Below are 20,802 nucleotides of genomic sequence, written 5' to 3' on the forward strand. Positions count from 1 at the left end.
ATTCCGTTTTAATAGTCTGGTAGTAGGAACTGCCGGACTATAGTGAGAATTCAGCTTTGAGTAATACATATCATAAACTTCTTTATCGATTTTTATGGGTGGCCGGTATTTTATTGCTAGCCGCCGCAGGTTTGAGTGCTCAATCACTGCAGGATTCCGCCGGAAGGCCCTATTATCCTTATCCAATCCATGACTATTACGGCTATCAGTTTACAGACCCCTCCAGGCCACTGAACGCATTTGATCAGGACAGACAAGCTGACAGTAGTTTTTTAAAAGCGTATGTCATTTATGACAGCCTCACGCACCAGTATCGCTATTTTAAAAAAGCAGATTCCCTGGATCAACATTACAGAGGTGATATCGAGATCAGTCAGCAGGACTATTTAAAACTTAAAGGCAGCCAGCAGGACCGGCAACATTTTTATGAAATGTCCAGGTCACTGGATCTTTTGAACTTTAAACAGAAAAGACCCAGAAACAGGGTTGACTCGAGTTTGTTTAACCGGATATTTGGTCTGACCAAAGACGGGAAGAAGGTGGATGTGACCCCGCAGGGGAATGTAGATCTTTCGCTTGGCTATGAGGGGCAGAATATTCAAAACCCTACGCTTTCTGAGAGAGCGCGTAAAACAGGGAACTTTGATGTGAATGCCAGTGCCAATCTGAACCTGCTGGCTCAGATTGGTAGCAAGCTATCGCTGCCTATCACCTATAATACCCAAAGTACCTTTGAATTTAATAATCAGTTCAAACTAAAATACCAGGGCCGGGATGATGAGCTGTTGAAGCTGGTAGAAGCCGGCAATATCTCCTTTGATAGCAAGGCGACCTTAATGCCCAGTATTCAAAACCTGTTTGGGGTTAAAGCACAGATCCAGTTAGGTAAACTTTATATTACCGGGGCTTTTGCCAACAACCGCTCTGAAAGAAAGTCCATTACGCTACAGGGAGGAGGCCTGTCCCAGAAAATTGATCTATCCCTGAGTGATTACGACGAAAACCGAAATTTCCTGCTGGGGAATTATTTTGAAGATCATTTTAATGAGGTGATGGCGGATTTGCCGGTTGTAAAAAGTCAGGTCAGAATCTTAAGAATGGAGGTTTGGGTTACCAATAAAACGGGGGCGACCACCAATGTCAGAAGTGTCGTGGGGCTGATGGACCTGGGTGAAAATACCCCGTATAATGGCAACATTCAGTCACTGCATTCTTATAACGGTCTTCCGGATAACGGTGCCAATGATTTGTATTCTTCCATACTCGCAGGGGGGAATACGCGCAATCCCTCCATGGTCACTTCCTTATTGCAGGCAAGAGGCATGGTCTCCGGTCAGGATTTTGAAAAGACCTATGCCCGTAAGCTGGATTCTACGGAATATACCTATAATCCGCAGGCAGGCTTTATCGCTTTAAATCAGCAGCTTTCTCCCGACGCTGTGCTGGCCGTTGCCTATCAGTATACCTATAACGGCAGGACCTATCAGGTGGGAGAGTTCTCGCAGGATGTGGCCCTGGATTCAACGCAAGGGGTCCAAAAAGTGTTGTTCTTAAAACTTTTAAAAGGGAGCTCGCAGCAGGTTCAGCTGCCTACCTGGGGCTGGATGATGAAAAATGTATATAGCTTAAGTGTAACAGGACTCCAGTCGGATCAGTTTAATTTAAATGTTTATTACAGTGAGCCCAGCGGAGGGGTTAAAAGATATCTGCCGGACGCCGCTACCGGCGTCAAAGGGAAATCTATTATCTCCGTATTAGGGGCTGACCGGCTGAATAGCCAAAATGATCCTGCTCCGGACGGGCAGTTTGATTATGTGGATGGGTTTACCGTGTTGCCCAGTCAGGGCAAAATCATCTTTCCGGTTCTGGAACCCTTTGGAAAGGATCTGGATTCGCTCGGCTATCAGGGGGTAGATCAGGCCACAAAGGATAAGGTGATCTATTATGCTTTGTATGACAGTATCAAGGCGATTGCCCAGACCTATGCCAATCTTGATCGTTATAGCCTGCAGGGGACGGTGAAGGGCAGTTCCAGCTCGCAGATCAGCTTAGGGGCCATGAATATCCCTGCAGGATCCGTTACGGTAACCGCGGGCGGCAGGACGCTGACCGAGGGAACAGATTATACGATTGATTATAATCTGGGTATGATTCAGATTATCAATCAAAGCATTTTAACTTCCGGTACCGCGGTCAATGTGCAATTTGAGAACAATGCCAATCTGGGAACAGCGCAGCGGAATTTTATGGGATTCAGGCTGGACTATATGGCCAGCGATAAATTCTCCATCGGGGCTACCATGGAGAAATTAACAGAGCAGCCTTATACCTATAAAACCAGTTATGGGGAAGACCCGATTAATAATACCATGTTTGGAATGGACTTTAACTATCATTCTGAATTCCCCGGTCTGACCAAATGGCTTGATAAATTACCCTTTTATGCTACGACAGCCCCCAGCTCTATCAGCGCCTACGGTGAGGCCGCTGTCTTAAAACCCGGTCACGCGGCTCAGATAGGCTCCGGCACGAGCGGTAAAGTATATATCGATGATTTTGAGAGTTCAGATAATTCTTTTGATCTGCGCTATCCGCTGACTGCCTGGACGCTGGCCTCCACGCCTGCCGGCAATGGTTTATTTCCGGAAGCCACCTTAAATGATAATTTGGATTATGGAAAAAACAGAGCACTGTTAGCCTGGTATAATATTGAACCTACTTTACAGGATAGAAGTAATGCCAGTAACCCGCTACATAAAAATCTCTCCGAACTAAGTGATCCAAGGGTAAGGCCTGTTTATGAAGGAGAGCTGTTCCCAAAACAAAGCGTCATGTCTTCGGCCTTGCAGTCCACTACCTTTGATCTGTCTTTTTATCCCACTGAGCGGGGGCCCTATAATTTCACCAGTCAGGCCGGGGATATTGACAGAAACGGCAAACTCAGCCGACCTCAGGACCGGTGGGGTGGAATCATGCGGGCGTTGGATCAGACGGATTTTGTGACCAGCAACGTTGAGTATATTGAATTCTGGATGCAGGATCCTTTTATAAAAGAGCCCAATAGCAGCGGTGGGAAGCTGGTATTCAATCTGGGAGATGTCAGTGAAGATGTATTAAAAGATGGCAAACGGTTTTATGAAAACGGATTGTCAACGCCCGGAACGCCCACCTCTGTAGATAGTAGCTCCGTCTGGGGCGTCTCTCCGGTCAATCCCATTCAACTGACCAATGCATTTAATAATGTGGCTTCCGACCGTGTCTTACAGGACGTGGGATTTGATGGGATGAATGACCAGGCCGAGCAAAGAAAGCATAGTTTATATTTACAAAGTCTGGCGGAGAACTTCGGCACCAGCTCTCCGATATATCAAAAGGCACTGAAGGACCCTTCGGCCGATGATTATAAATGGTACCGGGATGCTTCTTTTACTTCCAGTGACGGTATATTGGCCCGTTATAAATATTATAATAATACAGAAGGCAATTCTCCTGTGGCCGGAACCAATGGCAGTGGCGCCTCTGCCGCCACCACCTATCCGGATAATGAGGATTTAAACGGGGATAATACCATCAATGAAACGGAGCAGTATTATGAGTATGATCTGAATCTGAAACCGGGGATGACCCTGACAGATCCTTATATTGCAGACGTCAGAACCGTTACCCCTAAACTGGCCAATGACAGTACGGCCAAAGAAAAGTGGTATCTGTTCAGAATCCCCATCAGTGAGTTTACCGGAAAGGTAGGGGGTATTTCAGATTTTAAATCCATCCGTTTTATGCGTATGTATTTAACCGGATTCCAGGATTCAGTGACGATGCGTTTTGCGAGACTAGGACTGGTGCGCAACAACTGGCGTGCTTTTGCCTATAACCTGGATACGACGGGGTCCTATACGGCGCTACCTCAAAACAGCACGACGGCTCTTACGGTACTGTCTGTCAATACGGAAGATAACAGCGAAAGGTTACCGATCCCTTATAAAATGCCCCCCGGGGTACAGCAACTGCAGTCCATTATGGCCGCCGGGGGGACTTCCAACGGTTCCGTTTATCTGGAAAAAGAACAATCCATGAGTCTTAGGGTGACCAATCTGGCTAAAGGAGATGCCAGGGCGGTGTTTAAAAGTATTCAGCTGGATTTACGGTCCTATGGGGAACTTTCCATGTATTTACATGCGGAGTCTATTACAGGAATGCATCCGGTCAGTAACAATGATCTGACGGCTGTCATCAGAATCGGCCAGGATTATCTGGATAATTATTATGAAGTCAGGATCCCCTTACAGGTGACCATGCCCAGTGCCACGGCCACTGCCCTGGAAATCTGGCCGGACCTGAATCACCTGCAACTCGCCTTGCAGGATCTGGTGGCTTTAAAACTCAGAAGAAATAGCTCCGGTGCTCCCATGAACGAAATCTACAGAGAAAGCACCGGAGGGAAAACCTATTCTGTAAAAGGAAATCCCAATTTAGGGGAAGTGACTAGTTTACTGATCGGAGTTGAAAATACGAACAGTACACAGGCGGCCAATTTTGAGGTCTGGACAGATGAACTGGGCCTTTCTAAACTCAATGAACATGGCGGATGGGCTGCGCTGGGCAGGGTAGACCTGCAGCTGGCTGACCTGGGTTCTTTAAGCCTATCTGCAAATACCTACTCGGCGGGGTTTGGAACCCTTGAGCAGGGCGTCAATGACAGATATAAGAACTCCATGGTGCAGTTTGATGCGTCGGCCACCATCGATGCCGGTAAGTTATTCCCAGAGAAAGCCGGTTTTTCTATCCCCGTTTATGCCAGTTTTAATAAGACGGTGCTCACGCCGGAGTTTGACCCCTATGATCTGGACGTTAAAATGAAAGATAAACTGAAGCTTTATCATACGCAGCGGGAACGGGATTCCGTAAAAAGAATGTCACTGGATCAGACAACCAGTAAGACCATCAGTTTATCCAATGTCCGGTTTGGAAGACCGGGTATGAAACCTCATTTATGGGATATCAGCAATTTTGATTTTTCTTATACCTTTTCCAATATTGATCAAAGCAGTCCTTTGATCGCTCAGAATACGATCAATAAATATTACGCCGGACTGGGTTACACTTTTAACGGAAAGGCCCATTTTATCGAGCCCTTTAAAAGGCTGATCAAATCCAAGAGCCCGTGGCTGGAATTTATTCGCTCTTTTAATATCAACCCGACGCCTTCACTGCTCAGTTTCAGAACCACGGTGGACAGGCAGATGGGCATCTATACGCCCAGGTCCGTTAACTTATATGCGAGCGGAACGGAAGTCGATACCGCAGAGACGACCTTTGATAAGTATTTTAGAATGACGCGTGATTATAATCTGAACTGGAATCTTACGCGCAGCCTGAACCTGGATTTTACCGCAAATAATCTGTCTTATGTGGATGAGCCTTACGGTTATCTGGATACCAAGGCCAAACGAGATTCCATGTGGCATAATTTCTGGAGCGGCGGCCGCAATACGCAGTACGCTCAAAAGGCATCGCTTTCCTATAATCTGCCTTTGGATAAGCTGCCTTTTGCGGACTGGATCTCCATGCAATACAGTTATAGCGTCAATTATGATTGGGTGGCTTCCAGCCTGCTGGCAGCATCCCTGGGCAATATTATTGAAAACGGGAATAGTTCTAATCTGAATGGGCAGTTCGACTTTAGAAAACTCTATGATAAATCCAAGTTTATAAGAGCTGCGCTGGATACATCGAGCATCCCTTCGCTGGCCGATTCCTTAAGACCGGAGGATCAAAAAAGACTGGATTCTTTGATTAAGAATCTGCCGAGCCGCAAGATGGTCGTTAAGGGGCTCAAAGGCAGTGAGCGCAAACTGGCACTCAGAAACTGGCGAGCCATGAAAGCCGCTATTAAGGAAGCTAAACTGGCCTTACATAAAAAACAGGTCGTCAGAACCAGCAAAGCTGTTTCTGCAGCGGTGAGGCTGCTTACCATGATAAAGAGTGTTTCTGTGACTTATTCCAGCGGTTATACAAGCAGGCTGCCTGGATATATGGATAGCACAAAAGCGCTTGGAGAGAACTGGAAGAGCGGCCAGCCGGGCCTGGCCTATATCTTCGGGAAGCAGCCCACCAAAGAGTGGCTGGAAGCCAAGGCCAGAGATCATGTATTATCAACTGATCCTTATTTTAATGATTTGTACCGTCAGACCTATAATCAGAATTATACGATCAACGCACAGCTGGAACCGGTAAGGGACCTGGTAGTGGATCTGTCGCTTATGAAATCCTTCAATAAGGACTATTCAGAGCTCTTTAAAGATACGGCGGGTACAGGAAGTTTTGAACATCTGAGCCCTTATAGTGCTGGTGGCTTTACGGTGTCGTATGTCGTGCTTCACGGACTATTTGAAAAACCTAAATCTGGTCAGATTTCCAAGAGCTTCCAGCAGTTTTCAGATTTTAGGCAGATCATTTCTGGCAGGCTCGCGAAATCTAATCCCTATTATTCAGGCGGCATGGACGCCGACGGTTATGCCACCGGCTATGGCAGGTATGCGCAAAATGTGCTGATACCCGCATTTTTAGCGGCCTATACCGGGAAATCTCCTCAGTCTATCGGGCTGATAACAGAAGAGAATAAAGATATTAAGACCAATCCATTAGGCAGTATTTTCCCGATGCCCAACTGGAATATCACCTATTCCGGTTTAAGCCATCTGGGTAGCCTTGCAAGTATCTTATCAAATGTCACCCTCAGAAGCGGTTATAACGGTACGCTGTCCATGAACAGCTTTACCAGTTCTCTTAATTTTCAGGACAGGCTCATGCAGGGCATGCCTTCCTTTATTGATTCTACTTCCGGTAACTACGTCCCTTATTTCTTGATACCCAATATTACTGTTTCTGAGAGTTTCTCGCCTTTGGTAGGCATCGATATTACTTTTTTAAACCAGAGCAATTTTCGCTTTGATTATGCAAGGACCAAGCAGCTGTCGCTAAGCCTGGTGGATTATCAGGTCAGTGAAGTAAGCTCGACGGAGTACTCTTTAGGATTTAATTATACCAGGCATAATGCCAAGCTGCCTTTTTTACCAAAGCCTAAAAAGTCCCAGGATGGGGTAGGGAATGATCTCACCTTTGGTCTGGATCTGGCCATGAGCGATCAGCTGAATTCCAGCACAACACTTGATCAGACCAGTAACTATAGCACCGGAGGACAGAAGGTGATCTCCATTGCTCCTTCTATTAACTATATTCTCAATAGTCGGCTCAACCTGAAGTTTTATTTTAACCAGACCAGAAATATACCTTATGTGTCCACCACGCCGCCTATTGTCATGACCTCGGCTGGTGTACAGATCAGGTTGTCTTTGCAATAGATTCAAGAGGGTACGTACGAGATTTACTTTTATTGGGTATATTTGAATCATCGTTGCCAGTTTATAAGGCAATTAATAATAACAACATGGAAATAGGACAAAAATTCAATACCTTAACCTTAAAGGAATACTTCTTTTACATGGACAATCATAAGAAGTATAAAGACTTTAATACGCTGGGCCTGTACCGGTCTATTTTAGAAAATAAAAAGCTGTCTGTTGAGGACAAAATAGTCGTTAGAGATTACGCACATAAATTTTTCAAAAAAAGCTTTGACTTTCTTCAACTAAAAGATCCACAGACCTTTATGGCGGTGGAATATTTGGGCCAAGAACTGACAAAAGCTGACGAATATAAAAACTGGGAAAAGGTCGAGCGGAATCAACAAAGGATTTTGAAAGAAAAAAAAATAAAACATAGAAATTTTGGCAATTATTCCAAGCATAATTGCGGTTTTGATGATTGCTTTTGGAACGGTTTAATGATCAGACAAGGTTCCTGGTTTGCCGAAAACTCAATGCACTTTAACGGTGACATTAACAGATATCAGCAACAGGTTAAGTCAGATAGACGAAAATCTGACCGAAAAAGAGAAAAACAAATCATCAAACGAGAACTTGAGAATCAATAAAATAATCTGCTAATACGGGGGTGCCAAAGCAGTCTCGAATGGTTAGGGTGGAATGTTATTGCGGGTTTTAGGCCTTAATGGAGCCGATATTGAAAAATAACGCCGTAGTTGATGTTCGACAAGCGGCCTAAACGAAGGGAGACTTAAAGCAATAGGAGGAGACGCAAGCGTAAATCTTTTTTTGATTAAAGTGTGTTCGCTGACTCAATAACAAGGGGCAATGTGGCAGTGATGCTTACGGTGTATTTAATACGAACCGGAAATTGTTAACCGCTGAAGTAGTCTACAAGATATTTTTTATTAGGTAAGAATAAACTTTGATACGATGCGTCAAATGCTATTTTTGATATTATTTTTACTCTACTCTGTTACCTCATTTACACAAGAGTATATAAAGGATGATGTGGACAGGGTTAAAAGTTTTCCGGAGAGAATGGTTTACTATAAACACGAATGCCCATTGGTTAATGGCAAGGGGTGGAGTAGTATTTATTTTCTTAACAAATTGGGTAAGGTAGATTCGGTTAGGAGTTGCTCTTATGGCAAATTAATTCAAATCTTTAGATACTTTTATAATGACCAAGGACTTCTTATTGAACAAAATCAAATTTACCCCAATTTGACGAGGAATATACAATACAATTATTATTACCAATATGATTATGATGAGAAAGGTAGAGTTAAGGTTGAAAAAATGTTTGAAGATAGTCTCTATAAAAAGTTAATAAGTGTAAAGGATAGCTTCGTATATGATTTAAAAAATCATGTAATTTCTTTAAATTTTTCATACCCAAATAGTAATCAAGATAAATCTCCTTCAAAGGTATTGTTTGGTTATGATGAATTTGGACAAAAGATTTATAAAATATTGCCTGGAAATGGCGACTCTTCAATCTATAGATATTCCGATGATAAAAATGGATTTGTGGATAGTGTATATGAAGAACTTCAATATACTATTTTAAGAGATGTTAGAAAAGTAAGTTATCGACTGAGTTATAAAACGGACAGGAAGGGAAACTGGGAGAAATGCTATGCCCATTTAAATGGGAAAACTTATTTGTATATTGTTAGGAAAATCTATTATTAGGAGGGATGCATCGTACTTTATTCAGGCCATAGATAAGTTAAAACGGTAAATATGTTTAAGAGAGTATTGATATTGGGTTTGATTGTAGGAATTCTAATGATTGGCTTTTATAATTTTTTCATCAAAGGATGGTACGTATTTAAAAATGACGCAAAAACACCAAAAGAATTTTTGAATGAGACTACGGTTGCCAATAGTGTTTATACTAAGGACAGTCTTCAATTAATCCGGCAATTAAAAGTTTTATTATCCAATAGAATTGGATTCTTCCATGATTCCTTTTATTCAGATTCAACAATTCTCATGATTGACACCATCGTCTATAGCCCGATGAAAAACAAACTCGCTTTTAATGTTATTACAAAAAACCCAACTGCCAGACAATTGATTCCAGATAGGGATTATGAATGGTATTTTGATGCAGCCACTTTTATAGGTATTAGGGACAGCGGCGATTTTTTATTGCAATTGATAGGCTCCTCTTTTACAAATTCAAGAGATTTGCATTCCTTATCAAAAGAAATAAGAAAAGACCGCTTTGAAAAGTTTATCTCTGAAAATAAAAAAGATGATTACAGATTTAACTTAAATGATATCCGGTTTTGGAACAGCTCCATTTGGAAAAAACTTGACAGTTTAAATCGTCCATAAAGACTGACTTCAAAATTAAGGGTATTTTTAAGCAGCAGATTAATTGTAAATCATTCATCGTATAAATTACCTTACCCTGCTTTTTCTAATATTTCCGGTGCATCAAGGACCTCCTTTAATTGAGCGGAAAGGAGCGTTGGGTCTTTTTGGATTTCACCGGACGCAACAGGTAGCTTTTTAGTTTTTTTGTCTGCACTACTTAAGAAAAATATAGTGGATATTATCATCAGGCTGCCTATCCAGTCCATTAACTGAAAGGAGGTATGCAGCCAGACGACGGCCAGTATGGTAGCTGATAGCGGTTCTGCAGAGGCCAGTAAACTGGTCATCTGACCACCGATTAATTGAACGGCTGTCATGTAAAGACTAAAAGCGATCAGTGTGCCAAATAGGATGATAAATCCGACTGCTCCAATCGCTAACATGTCCCAGCTGCCAGTTGCCTGCCAGGGAGCATGAATACAGCTGAATAAGATTCCACCAATGAGCATGGACCAGCCTATGATAATAGACGATTTGTAGGCAGATAGTAATCTTAATGGCTGGAGGGTATAAATAGCCAGAGCAACGGCCGAACTTAAACCTAATACTAAAGCTGTTTTTGAGATCGCCAGCGTCCCAAAATGACCATGGGTGACTAACAAAATGGTGCCGAGTGTTGCCAGTATAATTGCAATGCCTGTGGCGATACCTGGTAGCTTTCTGCTTTTAATGGCCAGATAGATGGCAATAAGGACTGGCCCTGCATATTGCAATACAGTGGCTGTTCCCGCATTTGAATGCCTGATAGCAGCAAAGTAGGTATATTGTACGGCAACCATACCAAAAATGGTAAATGTAATGAGAGCAATACTGTCGTTTTTCCTTTTAAATATGGATAGTAGCGGCAGCTTTTGAATAAAACCCGCATATAACAGTAACAGTACCCCTGCACCCAGCATCCGGACGGTTATCATCCACTCAACACTAATGCCCCTTTTTTGAAATAGATACTGACAGAAGGTTCCGGAAAAGCCCCAGCAAATAGCCGCTGAGATGGCCATTATAAAGCCCTGTAAAGTTGGTTTTTTCATGAAATATAATGATGATTAAGAGTTCGGGTGCAAATTTCTATTATATAGATGATGTTTTTTGCTTAATTTTAAGGGTGTTTGTGCAACAAAATTGCACCGGGTCTTCAATTTTAAACAGCTTACCCTAGGTTTGAGATTTTGGGTTGCCTTCTTTTAAAATCAACTTACAATGGATCAGTTTGATAAACAGATATTAGCGATACTCCAAAAAGACAATCAGACCCCTCAAAGGGATATTGGCGAAAGGGTGGGACTGTCTGCCGCTGCCGTGCAAAGAAGGATAAAAAGAATGCGTGCCGACGGTGTCATACAGGCAGATATAGCGGTGCTTAACAGAGAGAGCATGGGTAGCCCGATTACGCTCATGGTAGAGGTATTTTTGGATAGCGAGAAGATAGAAGAAATCGACGCTGTAAAAAAATTGTTTTTAAGTGCCAGTGAGGTGCAGCAATGTTATTATGTGACCGGAGAGTCCGATTTTATGTTGGTAATAGTTGTGGCTAGTATGACGGAGTATGAAAAGTTAACCAGAAAATTATTCTTCGGCTCCAAAAATGTGCGCAGGTTCAGAACCATTATTGTAATGGGTGTAGAAAAGCTGGGTCTGGAAGTACCTATTGTTTAATATAAAAATATATGGAAGATTATATAAGACTGTATTACAATCAGCAACCTCAGGCTAAAGAGATGATCCTTGAAAAATCTGATCAGGATATAGACCTGGATAATACTTTTGACTTGTTGGATTTTACGAGCTCCGTAATTGGGAAGCAGTATTTGTATTATAGATTGAAATATCCATTTAATGACTACAGCAGATTAGCAGAACTGGAAGATCAATTGCAGAGGATGGCCTCAGATGAGCCTTTCAGGCTTGTGTTTGAAAAGGAGGCGAAAGTACTGTCGCATCAGGATAGTTCCGATCTTCCCTATCTTATTTTTAGCAGCCATCTAAAAACCCTCTGGTATTATAAATGGATTCCCTGTTTGCAGGCGCTACTTGTAATTGGTGTTATCCTTTCTTTATTTTTTCACTGGGGATTTGTGGTGCTGATTGCTTTATTTGGATTTCATCTGTATTTACATTTTCATAATAAAATGGTGCTGGATACATACCGGAAGAGTTTGAATTCGGTGATTACCTTGTATGATTTCTGTAGCACCATTCAAAAAAAGGCTAAGGGTAGCATGATGGAAAATGAGCAAACTATCGAAGCTTTTAACAGCCTGAAACAAGTACGGAAAAAACTTAGTATTAACCAGTCCTTGCAACTTTTTACCTCTTCGGAACTTTATATGTTGCCCTGGCTGCTATATGAGTTGATAAAGGCTTTTACGCTAATTGAGGTCGGTGCGTCCCGATTTATAGTAAGAGAAGTGAACCTGAAAAAAGATAGGATTCATACGCTTTTTAAAGCAGTCGGAAAGGCAGATTTTTTATTATCCATTGTAAAACTCAGAAGGGCTGAGGGATGTTGTGTGCCTGAACTGGTAGACAGCGTGGCTCAGGTTGATATAAAAGGATTATATCATCCGGTCATTGAAAACTGTGTAAAAAATGATTTTTCGCCTAAAGGCGGGGCGGTACTTATTACCGGATCGAATGCTGCCGGTAAAAGCACATTTTTAAGATCCATGGCGTTGAATAATTTACTGGCCGGATCTATACATACCTGTTTTGCCGATTCCTTTGCCTGCCCTTTGCTTATTACCTTGGCGGCAATGCACCATATGGATGCGATAAGCGAGGGGATCAGTCATTACCAACGCGAGGTGAAAGACATGGTGGAGATTTTTAATTTTTCTAGTCACCATCCCTGCCTTTTACTATTTGATGAACCGTTTAACGGTACCAATAGCAGAGAGAGGGTCGCCATAGCTGCCTCAGTACTGGAATATTTTGCAAAGCAGTCAACAAGGCCCTTTGGTGGTGGACCTATGATTATCGTGGCCAGCCATGATTTTGCTTTACTTGAGTTATTGGAATCATCTTACAAAATGTATTATTTTAATGAGCAGGTGCACCCAGATGGTAAATTGTCCTTTGATTACCGTTTAAAAGTGGGTAAAAAGGTTACCCGTAATGCACTTGAACTGATTAAAATTGAAGGATTCCCAACAGAGATTGTTGAGAAGGCCAATCAAATTTACATGGAAATGGAAAAAGACGGGTTTGTTGAATAAAGGTATCTCTTGGGTTAACTTTCGTTAGATTGGCGTTCATCTAAATTTTGGGCAGCAATCGAGAACATATCTTGTAGGCCTTGGCTAGTGATAATCCATTGTTCTGCTTCTGACACCAATTCGTCTAGGACACTTAAGTCAGCACTACTGCCGATTGTTTTAATCACACGGTAACTTCCCCGGCTTTTGTCAATTACCTGGACACTAATTATCCCGCTTTTATTCGCCTTTTTTCGAGCATACATATTACGAAAATACAACTTAAATAAACCTGGGACACCCAAATGGGTGTCCCAGAAATTTCAATTTATTGAAAATAAACGAGTTATAAATCGTTGATAAAGGATGATGTCAAAGTCAGGAAGTTACCAAAATTTAGTAAAAAATCACACCGGAATGTAACAAAATGATTATTAGTATGTTATATAATGTTGATAACAAGCCATCTTAACCAGCATTTCTGTAAAAATAGTTTTATTTATAATATTTACGGCTGGGTTTCAGCCAAATACCTTCAGAAATCTGCTATTTAGGGAAACCATGCTAATTTTAATTAGAGGTGTCCATTTAGCTTACTTTACCTTATGATTACAATTTGTTTTTCATTGTCTAGAAACAATTTATTTGAAAATACGCTTCAATTGTGCAGACTCATTCATATATACTTTTTAATTTTCTCAGTGGTCGATATAAAATCGGTATATTTTATGTTGCCATAAATAGCAATTAGTTCTGCTTCTTTTGATTCAAGGGCACGGTTTAATTCAAAAAGTTCTTCTTTCCTTCCTATAATATTAGACATATGTTCTTTTTTGTAGCTAAATACAGTTGTTAAAATATGTTAAATTGGCTGGGTTTGATTTTTTTACCCAGCCAAAACGATGTCTTTTTAGGTGGTTTTGGCTGGATACTTTTGATCTAAATATTTCTTGTTGCCTGAATATGAGCATCTTATTGTTATTGTCTAACCTACAATTGATACCCAAAATCACTTTTGGCTTCGGATAGGATGAAAAAACTTTGCACGGTCGTAACGTTGGCTAGTGCCGCCAGCTTATTGCGGTAAAAATCCTGATAATCGTCCATATCTTTTACTGCTACCCGTAAAATAAAATCAAAGGCACCTGTCATTTGTAAACATTCCAGCACTTCGGGGAGCTGGACGACCGAGCTCTCAAATTCTTGTAAGGTATTGGTGGAGTGATTATGGAGTAACACGTGACAAAAGGCGACCAGGTTCTTATTAATCTTTTTTCGGTCCAGAATCGCTATTATTTTTTTGATGAAGCCTTCCTTTTTTAATTTTCGTATACGTTCATGGACTGCTGCGGTGGATTTATTGACCTGTACCGCTACCTCTTTACTGGTAAGCGAGGCATCTTTCTGTAGGATTTTGAGAATCTGTTGGTCGGTTTCATCTAAAAAAGATTGTTCTGTCATTGTATCACTGTTTTAGTAGACAATAAAAAATGAATTTCTGCATAAATTTGAATGCAAGGTAACAATAAAAATTATTGTATAATATACTATATTCAATAATATTTATTGAATATAGTATAGGTATTGTTTGTTTTTATTGTGGAAGATAGCTTTGTCAAATCAATTAAAATAGTATTCAAATGGAAGTTATCACCCAAAAAGATAATACAGTGCAGGCGAGGCTGAAAAGCCTCTGGCAACTTGTAGGTAATACCCCGATGCTGGAATTGCATTATACCTATAAAGGAAAACCTGGGCGGATTTTTGTCAAATGTGAACATTATAACCTGACAGGCAGCATCAAAGACCGGATGGCACTCTATATTATGCACAAAGCCTATGAGGCGGGGCATATCAGATCCACAGATACTATTGTAGAGGCAACCAGCGGAAATACCGGTATATCCTTTTCAGCTATTGGCAAGGCCATGGGCCATGAGGTGAATATTATTATGCCTAATTGGTTAAGTAAGGAGCGTATGGATATTATCCGTGGATTTGGCGCCAAAATCATTACGGTTACTAAAGAAGAAGGCGGATTTCTGGGCAGTATTCGACTCAGTGAACAGATGGCTGAAGCGGGCGGTGTATTTTTACCCAAACAGTTCAGCAACTGTTATAATGCGGAGGCCCATGAAAAAACAACCGCTCCGGAAATTTATCTGCAGCTTCAACAGTTGAATCTGTTGCCGGATGCATTTGTGGCAGGTGTAGGTACCGGTGGAACTGTCATGGGTATCGGTAATTACTTGAGAGGAGAGAACCCAAATATTACGATACATCCATTGGAACCCATGGAGTCTCCCACGCTTACCACAGGATATAAAACGGGGACCCATAGGATTCAAGGAATCTCTGATGAATTTATCCCTTCCATTGTACGTTTGGATCAGTTAGATGAGATTATCCAGTCAGGTGACGGAGATGCTATAATCATGGCCCAGAAGCTTTCTGCACAGTTGGGACTGGCAGTGGGCATTTCTTCGGGTGCCAATGTAATAGGCGCCATTAAGCTCGCTGAAAAACTGGGAAAAAATAGCGTAGTGGTTACGGTACTTCCGGATAGTAATAAAAAATACCTCAGTACGGATTTGATGAGAGTGGAGCCTGTAAAAGAAGGGTATTTGTCAACCGATACAGAATTTATAGATTATCAGCCCATAGCCAGACTGGCATCGCCAGTTTTGAGCTAATAAAAAATCAAATAAAGATTTACTCAAAAACTACAAAAAATGAAAAAACTATTATGTATGGCGGTGATGGTCTTAGGATTGACACTTGCCTTAAATGCACAGCCGCAGAGCCCGGTCAAATGGACCGCAGCCGCTGAAAAATCAGCAAATGGAAATTACACCCTCACCCTTACGGCAACTGTCCCGGCTCCCTGGCACATTTATTCGCAATCTACCCCTGATGGTGGGCCGGTTCCTACTTCCATCAGCTTTAATAAAAATCCACTTATAACAGTTGATGGAAAAGCTGCAGAAAAAGGGGTGCTTAAAACAACCCATGACAAGAATTTTGGGGTAGACGTGAAATATTACGCGGGAAAAGTTCAGTTTGTACAAAAGTTAAAGGTGAAAGCCGGTGTTAAAACCAATGTTACCGGTACCGTCAATTTTATGGTCTGCAATGATCAGGAGTGTCTGCCGCCAAGTGGCTGGGATTTCTCTGTAAAACTTAATTAAGATTCTTAAAGATAAACGCAAGTAAAATTATTTTATGCGCAAATTCACCTTAGCTATTTTAGCTGTTATAGCTGCTTTTGGGACCGCCCTTAGTCAGGACGGAGTGCATTTAAAAGATACGGTTCTCCGGTTAAATGATTCGGTAGCGGAGCTGATGATCCAGGCCAAGTTAGATCCGGGGGTAATGCTGTTCTCCACCCATAAGACCAACGCTGAGGATGCGTTTATCTCCGCTTTTACGCCTGACAGTTCCATTACGAAATATATTGTTCCTGGTGAAGATCTGACAGAAGAGGGGAAGCTGGAAGCCTTAAAGGATAGTAATCTTGGAGCGGAATTGCACTATTTTAAAGACAGCGTAACTTTCAGTGTCAGGTTGCATATTCCGGCCTCGGAATCCGCCACCATCAAAGGTGTCTTTACCTGGCTTGGGAAGTCCGGAGATAATTTCCCGTCCGGGGAACAGGAAATTTTACTGCCGCTTAAAAAAGGTAGCGGCCCCGTCGTTGCCGGTATGGCTGTCGGTCAAAAAACGAATGATCAAAGTGCGGCGGGCACCCCAGCGCATACGTCAATGCTTAAGATTTTCTGGCTAGGCCTTCTATTCGGTCTGGTGGCTGTATTTACCCCTTGCGTCTTTCCTTTGATTCCTGTGACCGTCAGTTTCTTTTTAAAAAGAAGTAAGTCAAGAGCAGAAGGAATCCGTAATGCCCTGAGTTATTCCATTTCTATTATTTTAATCTATACCATTCCGACCTTTGTACTGACAAAGATATTCGGGGATAGTGTTATGTATACGATTGCCACCAGTGCAGTGGCCAATTTGATTTTCTTTGCCATATTTGTCATTTTTGCCATTTCATTTTTTGGCGGTTTTGAACTGACCCTTCCCAGCAGCTGGGCGACCAAGGCGGATGCGAAGGCTTCAAAAGGAGGGATGATCGGCACTTTCTTTATGGCGCTTACCCTGGTGATTGTCTCTTTTTCCTGTACAGGTCCTTTCATAGGAAGTTTGTTGCCGCAGGTAGCAACCGCTAATTCTGCTGCAGCAGGTATTTCTGCTGTCATGGGTATACTGGGCCTGAGTGTTGGGTTGGCCATTCCTTTTTCCCTATTTGCCTTTTTCCCATCCATGCTCCATGCTTTGCCTAAGAGCGGTGGCTGGCTGAATAGTGTAAAAGTAGTCTTTGGTTTTATTGAGTTGGCCATGGCCATGAAATTTCTATCCATGGTGGATCTGATTTATGGCTGGCATCTGCTGGACCGGGAAATCTTCCTCGCCCTCTGGATCGTGCTGGCGCTGCTCACCGGTTTTTATCTGTTGGGAAAACTGAAGTTTTCGCATGACAGTGATCTTAAATTTATCAGTATACCCAGACTGTTTTTTGCTATTTGCTTTCTGACCTTTGGTATGTATCTGATTCCCGGTATGTGGGGCGCTCCACTTAAAACCATGAGTGGTTTATTACCTCCGCCGTCTACTCAGGATTTTGATCTGAATCAACTACAATATAAGTTGGAAGATATAGGAACTAGTGGTGCTGTCGCCAGTAGTAAAGATAACCTGCAGGCAACACCTCCTAAGTTATATATCGACAGACTGCACATGCCTTTAGGTCTTACTGCCTATTTTGATCTGCAGGAAGGCATGGCAGCGGCCAAAGCTCTGCATAAACCGGTCATGCTTGACTTTACGGGGCATTCCTGTACCAATTGCCGCAAAATGGAGAATGAGGTCTGGAGTAACCCCGATGTGCTTAAAAGGTTAAAGCATGATTTTGTGATTATCAGTTTATATACGGATGAAAAAACGGCTTTGCCGCCAGATCAGGTTTATACCAGCAGGTCGGGCAAGGTGATTGCCGATGTCGGCAGTAAAAATCTGGATTATGAACAGTCCGCCTTCGGGCTTATTTCTCAACCCTTATATATGTTCCTGGACCTGGAGGGTAAGCCACTCAGCGAGGAGCGGTACGGGTATGATCCGGATATTCAGAAATTTATTCATCATCTGGATCAGGTTAAAGCCAATTTTGATAAACAGTAAAAGTATGGGTGAAAGGCGGCCTTTAGCTCCTGTTAATTAGCAAGGGTCTGATTTAACTGCCTAAAATTAAGGTAGGCAGGATAGCAAGAAGAAGTGGCCTGATAAGGCCTTTTTAATCAAATGGAATTAAATTCTCATGTATAAAACCAACAACCGGGGCTGTATTCTTACAGCCTCTTTTGGTTAGCCTAATGTTGGGATATACAGCAGCTGCCTGGTTAGTAGGGGGTTATATGTCCCGTGCTTATGTGAGGTAAAAAAATATCTTTATATTTGTAAAATACGAGACTTCCCTTTTAGAAGTCTTTGATCCATATAAGGGGGCCTGGTAACATTTCACCGGAAAAGACCATAAGCAACATGATAAATACACTCTTATTGCAAAGCGTAAGTGAACTGGGGAAATCAACTACGAAGGAGGTCGTTGGTGGATTTAAGGATCTGCGGGTTTGGGAAGATATGAGTATGTTGTATTTGCCTAAAATCATCGCGGCTCTGATCATTGGATTTGTAGGATACTGGCTCATTAAATGGGTCGGCCGCCTTTTTATAAAGCTATTACAGAAGAGAAACATAGACAGCTCGCTGCAGACTTTTCTGACTTCTATTGTCAGAATCAGTATGATGGTATTTTTGATCCTCACCGTTATCAGCATTCTTGGCATAAGTATAACTGGTTTTGCAGCGCTTTTAGCAGGAGCAGGAATCGCACTGGGCAGTACCTTAAACGGAACTTTAGGGAACTTTGCGGGCGGTGTTATGATTCTGATTTTAAAACCTTTTAAAGTAGGGGATTTAATAGAGGCGCAAGGTCAGTTCGGACTGGTAATAGAGATCGGGATTGTCTATACCTCCGTATTGACGTCTCAAAATAAGACCATACGACTGCCAAATGGCGCATTAAGTACCGGTGTGATCAATAACTATACAGACCAGGATAATTTGCGTATTGATATTAAAGTGCCGGTGGCTGATTATACGAATGTTGATAAAGCAAGGCAGGTCGCGATAGAAGCCATGAAAACTATTGCTACTGTGATTAGTGACCCGGCTCCTGATGTAAAGGTCACCGAATTAACCGGGGACGGTCCGGTCCTTGTGGTCTGGCCCAGAATTAAAATCAAACCCTATGATCCTAAAAATCCGCGACAGATGGAGGCGGACTATTACAGTGTTTACTTTGGAGTCAGAAAAGCGGTATATGACGCATTTGTGCTAAATAATATCCCAACTCCTAGCAATACCTTTGAGGTCACCATGATGGGAGAGAGGGCACCTCATAAAGGATTTGATGTGTAAGCGGGTGGATTGATGCTATTAAGCGATTAGCTATTATCGCCGACCCGAAGGCATATTTAGGATATTATCGAAATTATGGGTACTGGCCAGGGGACGATTAAACGGAAAACTTTTTAAGATGCAGAAGAATTTTTTATTTAGCCTGATTTTTATTTTTTGCGTTCATTCCCTATGTTTTTCACAACCAGGTCGTTATTCCTTGAAAATACGATTATCTGATACTCAGTCCGGATATGCCAAATTGATGATAATCGGTGTTTATTCGAATAAAGATTCAGCTAGGCATTGGGCAATAGAAAAAGCAGAGGCTACCGTTCAGGGAGTAGTGCCTCAGTTACATCCATATCTGGCTTTTATCTGGGTAAACGATAGTATGTTAACAGGCAATTTCGTGTTATTACCCGGGCATGACCAGGAACTGCAATTAAACGAATTGCAATTCGGAGCCCTTCCGCTGGATACAAGTATACTGGGCCGGCAAAATAAAATATTAAATGAGAAACTAGCTTTTATTGACCAACATGAAACGGCAGTCTATTTTTCCCGGAGAAGTAAATTGATTAAAAATGTCTATCAGGGCCACCCGCCTCAAAGCGTATTAGATAGCTTGAAAATCGCATTAGATAAAATTAGTTTTAAAAAGGACTCCACTATAAAAAACTTTATTGTTCAATATCCGGATTCTTATGTTGGACTTTTATACTTGAATCAAAGAGTCAGAATCCGGGGTTATTCCCCGGAGCTGAACAGCGCTTTAAAAAGTTTGAACAGCAACCTTCAACAGTCTGATCTAGGAATAAAAACAAAAAATATATTTGACAAGGCTAAACGGGTGGCGATCGGTAGCTCTTTTCCAAAAATACAACTATCGGACGGTAATAATAAAATAGTCTCCTATGATTTGTCCCGGCTAACAGAAGTTCATCCTAAACTCCTGCTGATAGATTTCTGGTATAGCAACTGCGGACCTTGTATCGCACAATTTGGAAAACTCAAGCAATTGTTCAAAAAGTATCATGACAAAGGTTTCGATATCAATAGTATTTCTACCGACGCTTCAGCTAAAATAGGGGCCTGGAAATCGGTTGTTTCTAAATATGCCCTGCCTTGGGATCAATATCTGGATATAAACGGAGCTATTGCAAAAGATTTAAATATTAATACTTTCCCGTTCAATTTTTTAATTGATGAAAATGGGAATATTCTGAAAAAACATATTTCTATGGTGGAGTTGGAGGAGATTTTAAAAAATGAATGTAAAGACAACTCCATATAATTTTACCAGATGGAATGGG

The 20,802-nt window shown here is 41.8% G+C and carries 14 protein-coding genes; 11 read left to right on the top strand and 3 right to left on the bottom strand.

Annotated elements, in window-relative coordinates; genetic code table 11:
* Window positions 1–56 precede the first annotated feature (56 nt).
* From sov to BLU80_RS12080, 4 genes are all read left to right on the top strand, one after another.
* The gene (gene sov, locus BLU80_RS12065) at window positions 57–7,364 is read left to right on the top strand and encodes a T9SS outer membrane translocon Sov/SprA (RefSeq protein WP_170831227.1); all 7,308 of its coding nucleotides are present in this window, start codon (window positions 57–59) and stop codon (window positions 7,362–7,364) included.
* A 32-nt stretch (window positions 7,365–7,396) separates the two neighbouring features.
* Complete coding sequence (locus BLU80_RS12070) at window positions 7,397–7,996, top strand: hypothetical protein (RefSeq protein WP_244518889.1); 600 nt, start codon at window positions 7,397–7,399, stop codon at window positions 7,994–7,996.
* A 325-nt stretch (window positions 7,997–8,321) separates the two neighbouring features.
* Window positions 8,322–9,086, top strand: coding sequence for a hypothetical protein (locus tag BLU80_RS12075; protein WP_091398619.1), 765 nt, complete (start codon window positions 8,322–8,324; stop codon window positions 9,084–9,086).
* 51 nt (window positions 9,087–9,137) lie between these two features.
* On the top strand, window positions 9,138–9,737 hold the full coding sequence (locus tag BLU80_RS12080) for a hypothetical protein (protein WP_091398623.1): 600 nt from the start codon (window positions 9,138–9,140) through the stop codon (window positions 9,735–9,737).
* 71 nt (window positions 9,738–9,808) lie between these two features.
* Here BLU80_RS12080 and BLU80_RS12085 read toward each other — a convergent pair whose 3' ends face one another.
* Window positions 9,809–10,810, bottom strand: coding sequence for a DMT family transporter (locus tag BLU80_RS12085; RefSeq protein ID WP_091398626.1), 1,002 nt, complete (start codon window positions 10,808–10,810; stop codon window positions 9,809–9,811).
* A gap of 169 nt (window positions 10,811–10,979) precedes the next feature.
* Here BLU80_RS12085 and BLU80_RS12090 point away from each other — a divergent pair, with 169 nt between their 5' ends.
* Together BLU80_RS12090 and BLU80_RS12095 are read left to right on the top strand one after the other, a co-directional pair.
* The gene (locus tag BLU80_RS12090; protein WP_091398630.1) at window positions 10,980–11,435 is read left to right on the top strand and encodes an Lrp/AsnC family transcriptional regulator; all 456 of its coding nucleotides are present in this window, start codon (window positions 10,980–10,982) and stop codon (window positions 11,433–11,435) included.
* 11 nt (window positions 11,436–11,446) lie between these two features.
* Window positions 11,447–12,994 carry a MutS-related protein gene (locus BLU80_RS12095; protein WP_091398634.1) on the top strand — a complete coding sequence of 516 codons (1,548 nt, stop codon included), beginning with the start codon at window positions 11,447–11,449 and terminating at the stop codon, window positions 12,992–12,994.
* Between the two features lie 655 nt (window positions 12,995–13,649).
* Here the strand turns inward: BLU80_RS12095 and BLU80_RS19560 are convergent.
* Together BLU80_RS19560 and BLU80_RS12105 are read right to left on the bottom strand one after the other, a co-directional pair.
* Complete coding sequence (locus BLU80_RS19560) at window positions 13,650–13,796, bottom strand: hypothetical protein (RefSeq protein ID WP_170831228.1); 147 nt, start codon at window positions 13,794–13,796, stop codon at window positions 13,650–13,652.
* Window positions 13,797–13,963: 167 nt separating this feature from the next.
* On the bottom strand, window positions 13,964–14,434 hold the full coding sequence (locus tag BLU80_RS12105) for an Lrp/AsnC family transcriptional regulator (protein WP_091398638.1): 471 nt from the start codon (window positions 14,432–14,434) through the stop codon (window positions 13,964–13,966).
* Between the two features lie 179 nt (window positions 14,435–14,613).
* On the opposite strand from BLU80_RS12105, the gene BLU80_RS12110 reads away from it, so the two are divergent.
* The 5 genes from BLU80_RS12110 (at window position 14,614) to BLU80_RS12130 (ending at window position 20,783) form a co-directional block, all read left to right on the top strand.
* On the top strand, window positions 14,614–15,666 hold the full coding sequence (locus BLU80_RS12110) for a PLP-dependent cysteine synthase family protein (protein ID WP_170831229.1): 1,053 nt from the start codon (window positions 14,614–14,616) through the stop codon (window positions 15,664–15,666).
* Window positions 15,667–15,705: 39 nt separating this feature from the next.
* Window positions 15,706–16,161 carry a protein-disulfide reductase DsbD domain-containing protein gene (locus BLU80_RS12115; RefSeq protein WP_091398652.1) on the top strand — a complete coding sequence of 152 codons (456 nt, stop codon included), beginning with the start codon at window positions 15,706–15,708 and terminating at the stop codon, window positions 16,159–16,161.
* A gap of 34 nt (window positions 16,162–16,195) precedes the next feature.
* Window positions 16,196–18,208 carry a protein-disulfide reductase DsbD family protein gene (locus BLU80_RS12120; protein ID WP_091398654.1) on the top strand — a complete coding sequence of 671 codons (2,013 nt, stop codon included), beginning with the start codon at window positions 16,196–16,198 and terminating at the stop codon, window positions 18,206–18,208.
* Window positions 18,209–18,568: 360 nt separating this feature from the next.
* Entirely contained in the window at window positions 18,569–19,507 is a 939-nt protein-coding gene (locus BLU80_RS12125; protein WP_139188145.1) for a mechanosensitive ion channel family protein, read from the top strand.
* Between the two features lie 118 nt (window positions 19,508–19,625).
* A complete protein-coding gene (locus tag BLU80_RS12130; RefSeq protein WP_091398657.1) occupies window positions 19,626–20,783 on the top strand; it encodes a TlpA family protein disulfide reductase in 1,158 nt (385 codons plus the stop codon).
* Window positions 20,784–20,802 lie beyond the last annotated feature (19 nt).

The sequence above is a fragment of the Arachidicoccus rhizosphaerae genome (genome assembly GCF_900107765.1).
Taxonomy (GTDB): Bacteria; Bacteroidota; Bacteroidia; order Chitinophagales; family Chitinophagaceae; genus Arachidicoccus; species Arachidicoccus rhizosphaerae.

Coding starts and splice junctions, on each gene's coding strand:
- BLU80_RS12075 (WP_091398619.1), top strand. CDS start 8,322: ATGCGTCAAATGCTATTTTTGATATTATTTTTACTCTACTCTGTTACC.
- BLU80_RS12080 (WP_091398623.1), top strand. CDS start 9,138: ATGTTTAAGAGAGTATTGATATTGGGTTTGATTGTAGGAATTCTAATG.
- BLU80_RS12085 (WP_091398626.1), bottom strand. CDS start 10,810: ATGAAAAAACCAACTTTACAGGGCTTTATAATGGCCATCTCAGCGGCT.
- BLU80_RS12090 (WP_091398630.1), top strand. CDS start 10,980: ATGGATCAGTTTGATAAACAGATATTAGCGATACTCCAAAAAGACAAT.
- BLU80_RS12095 (WP_091398634.1), top strand. CDS start 11,447: ATGGAAGATTATATAAGACTGTATTACAATCAGCAACCTCAGGCTAAA.
- BLU80_RS19560 (WP_170831228.1), bottom strand. CDS start 13,796: ATGTCTAATATTATAGGAAGGAAAGAAGAACTTTTTGAATTAAACCGT.
- BLU80_RS12105 (WP_091398638.1), bottom strand. CDS start 14,434: ATGACAGAACAATCTTTTTTAGATGAAACCGACCAACAGATTCTCAAA.
- BLU80_RS12110 (WP_170831229.1), top strand. CDS start 14,614: ATGGAAGTTATCACCCAAAAAGATAATACAGTGCAGGCGAGGCTGAAA.
- BLU80_RS12115 (WP_091398652.1), top strand. CDS start 15,706: ATGAAAAAACTATTATGTATGGCGGTGATGGTCTTAGGATTGACACTT.
- BLU80_RS12120 (WP_091398654.1), top strand. CDS start 16,196: ATGCGCAAATTCACCTTAGCTATTTTAGCTGTTATAGCTGCTTTTGGG.
- BLU80_RS12125 (WP_139188145.1), top strand. CDS start 18,569: ATGATAAATACACTCTTATTGCAAAGCGTAAGTGAACTGGGGAAATCA.
- BLU80_RS12130 (WP_091398657.1), top strand. CDS start 19,626: ATGCAGAAGAATTTTTTATTTAGCCTGATTTTTATTTTTTGCGTTCAT.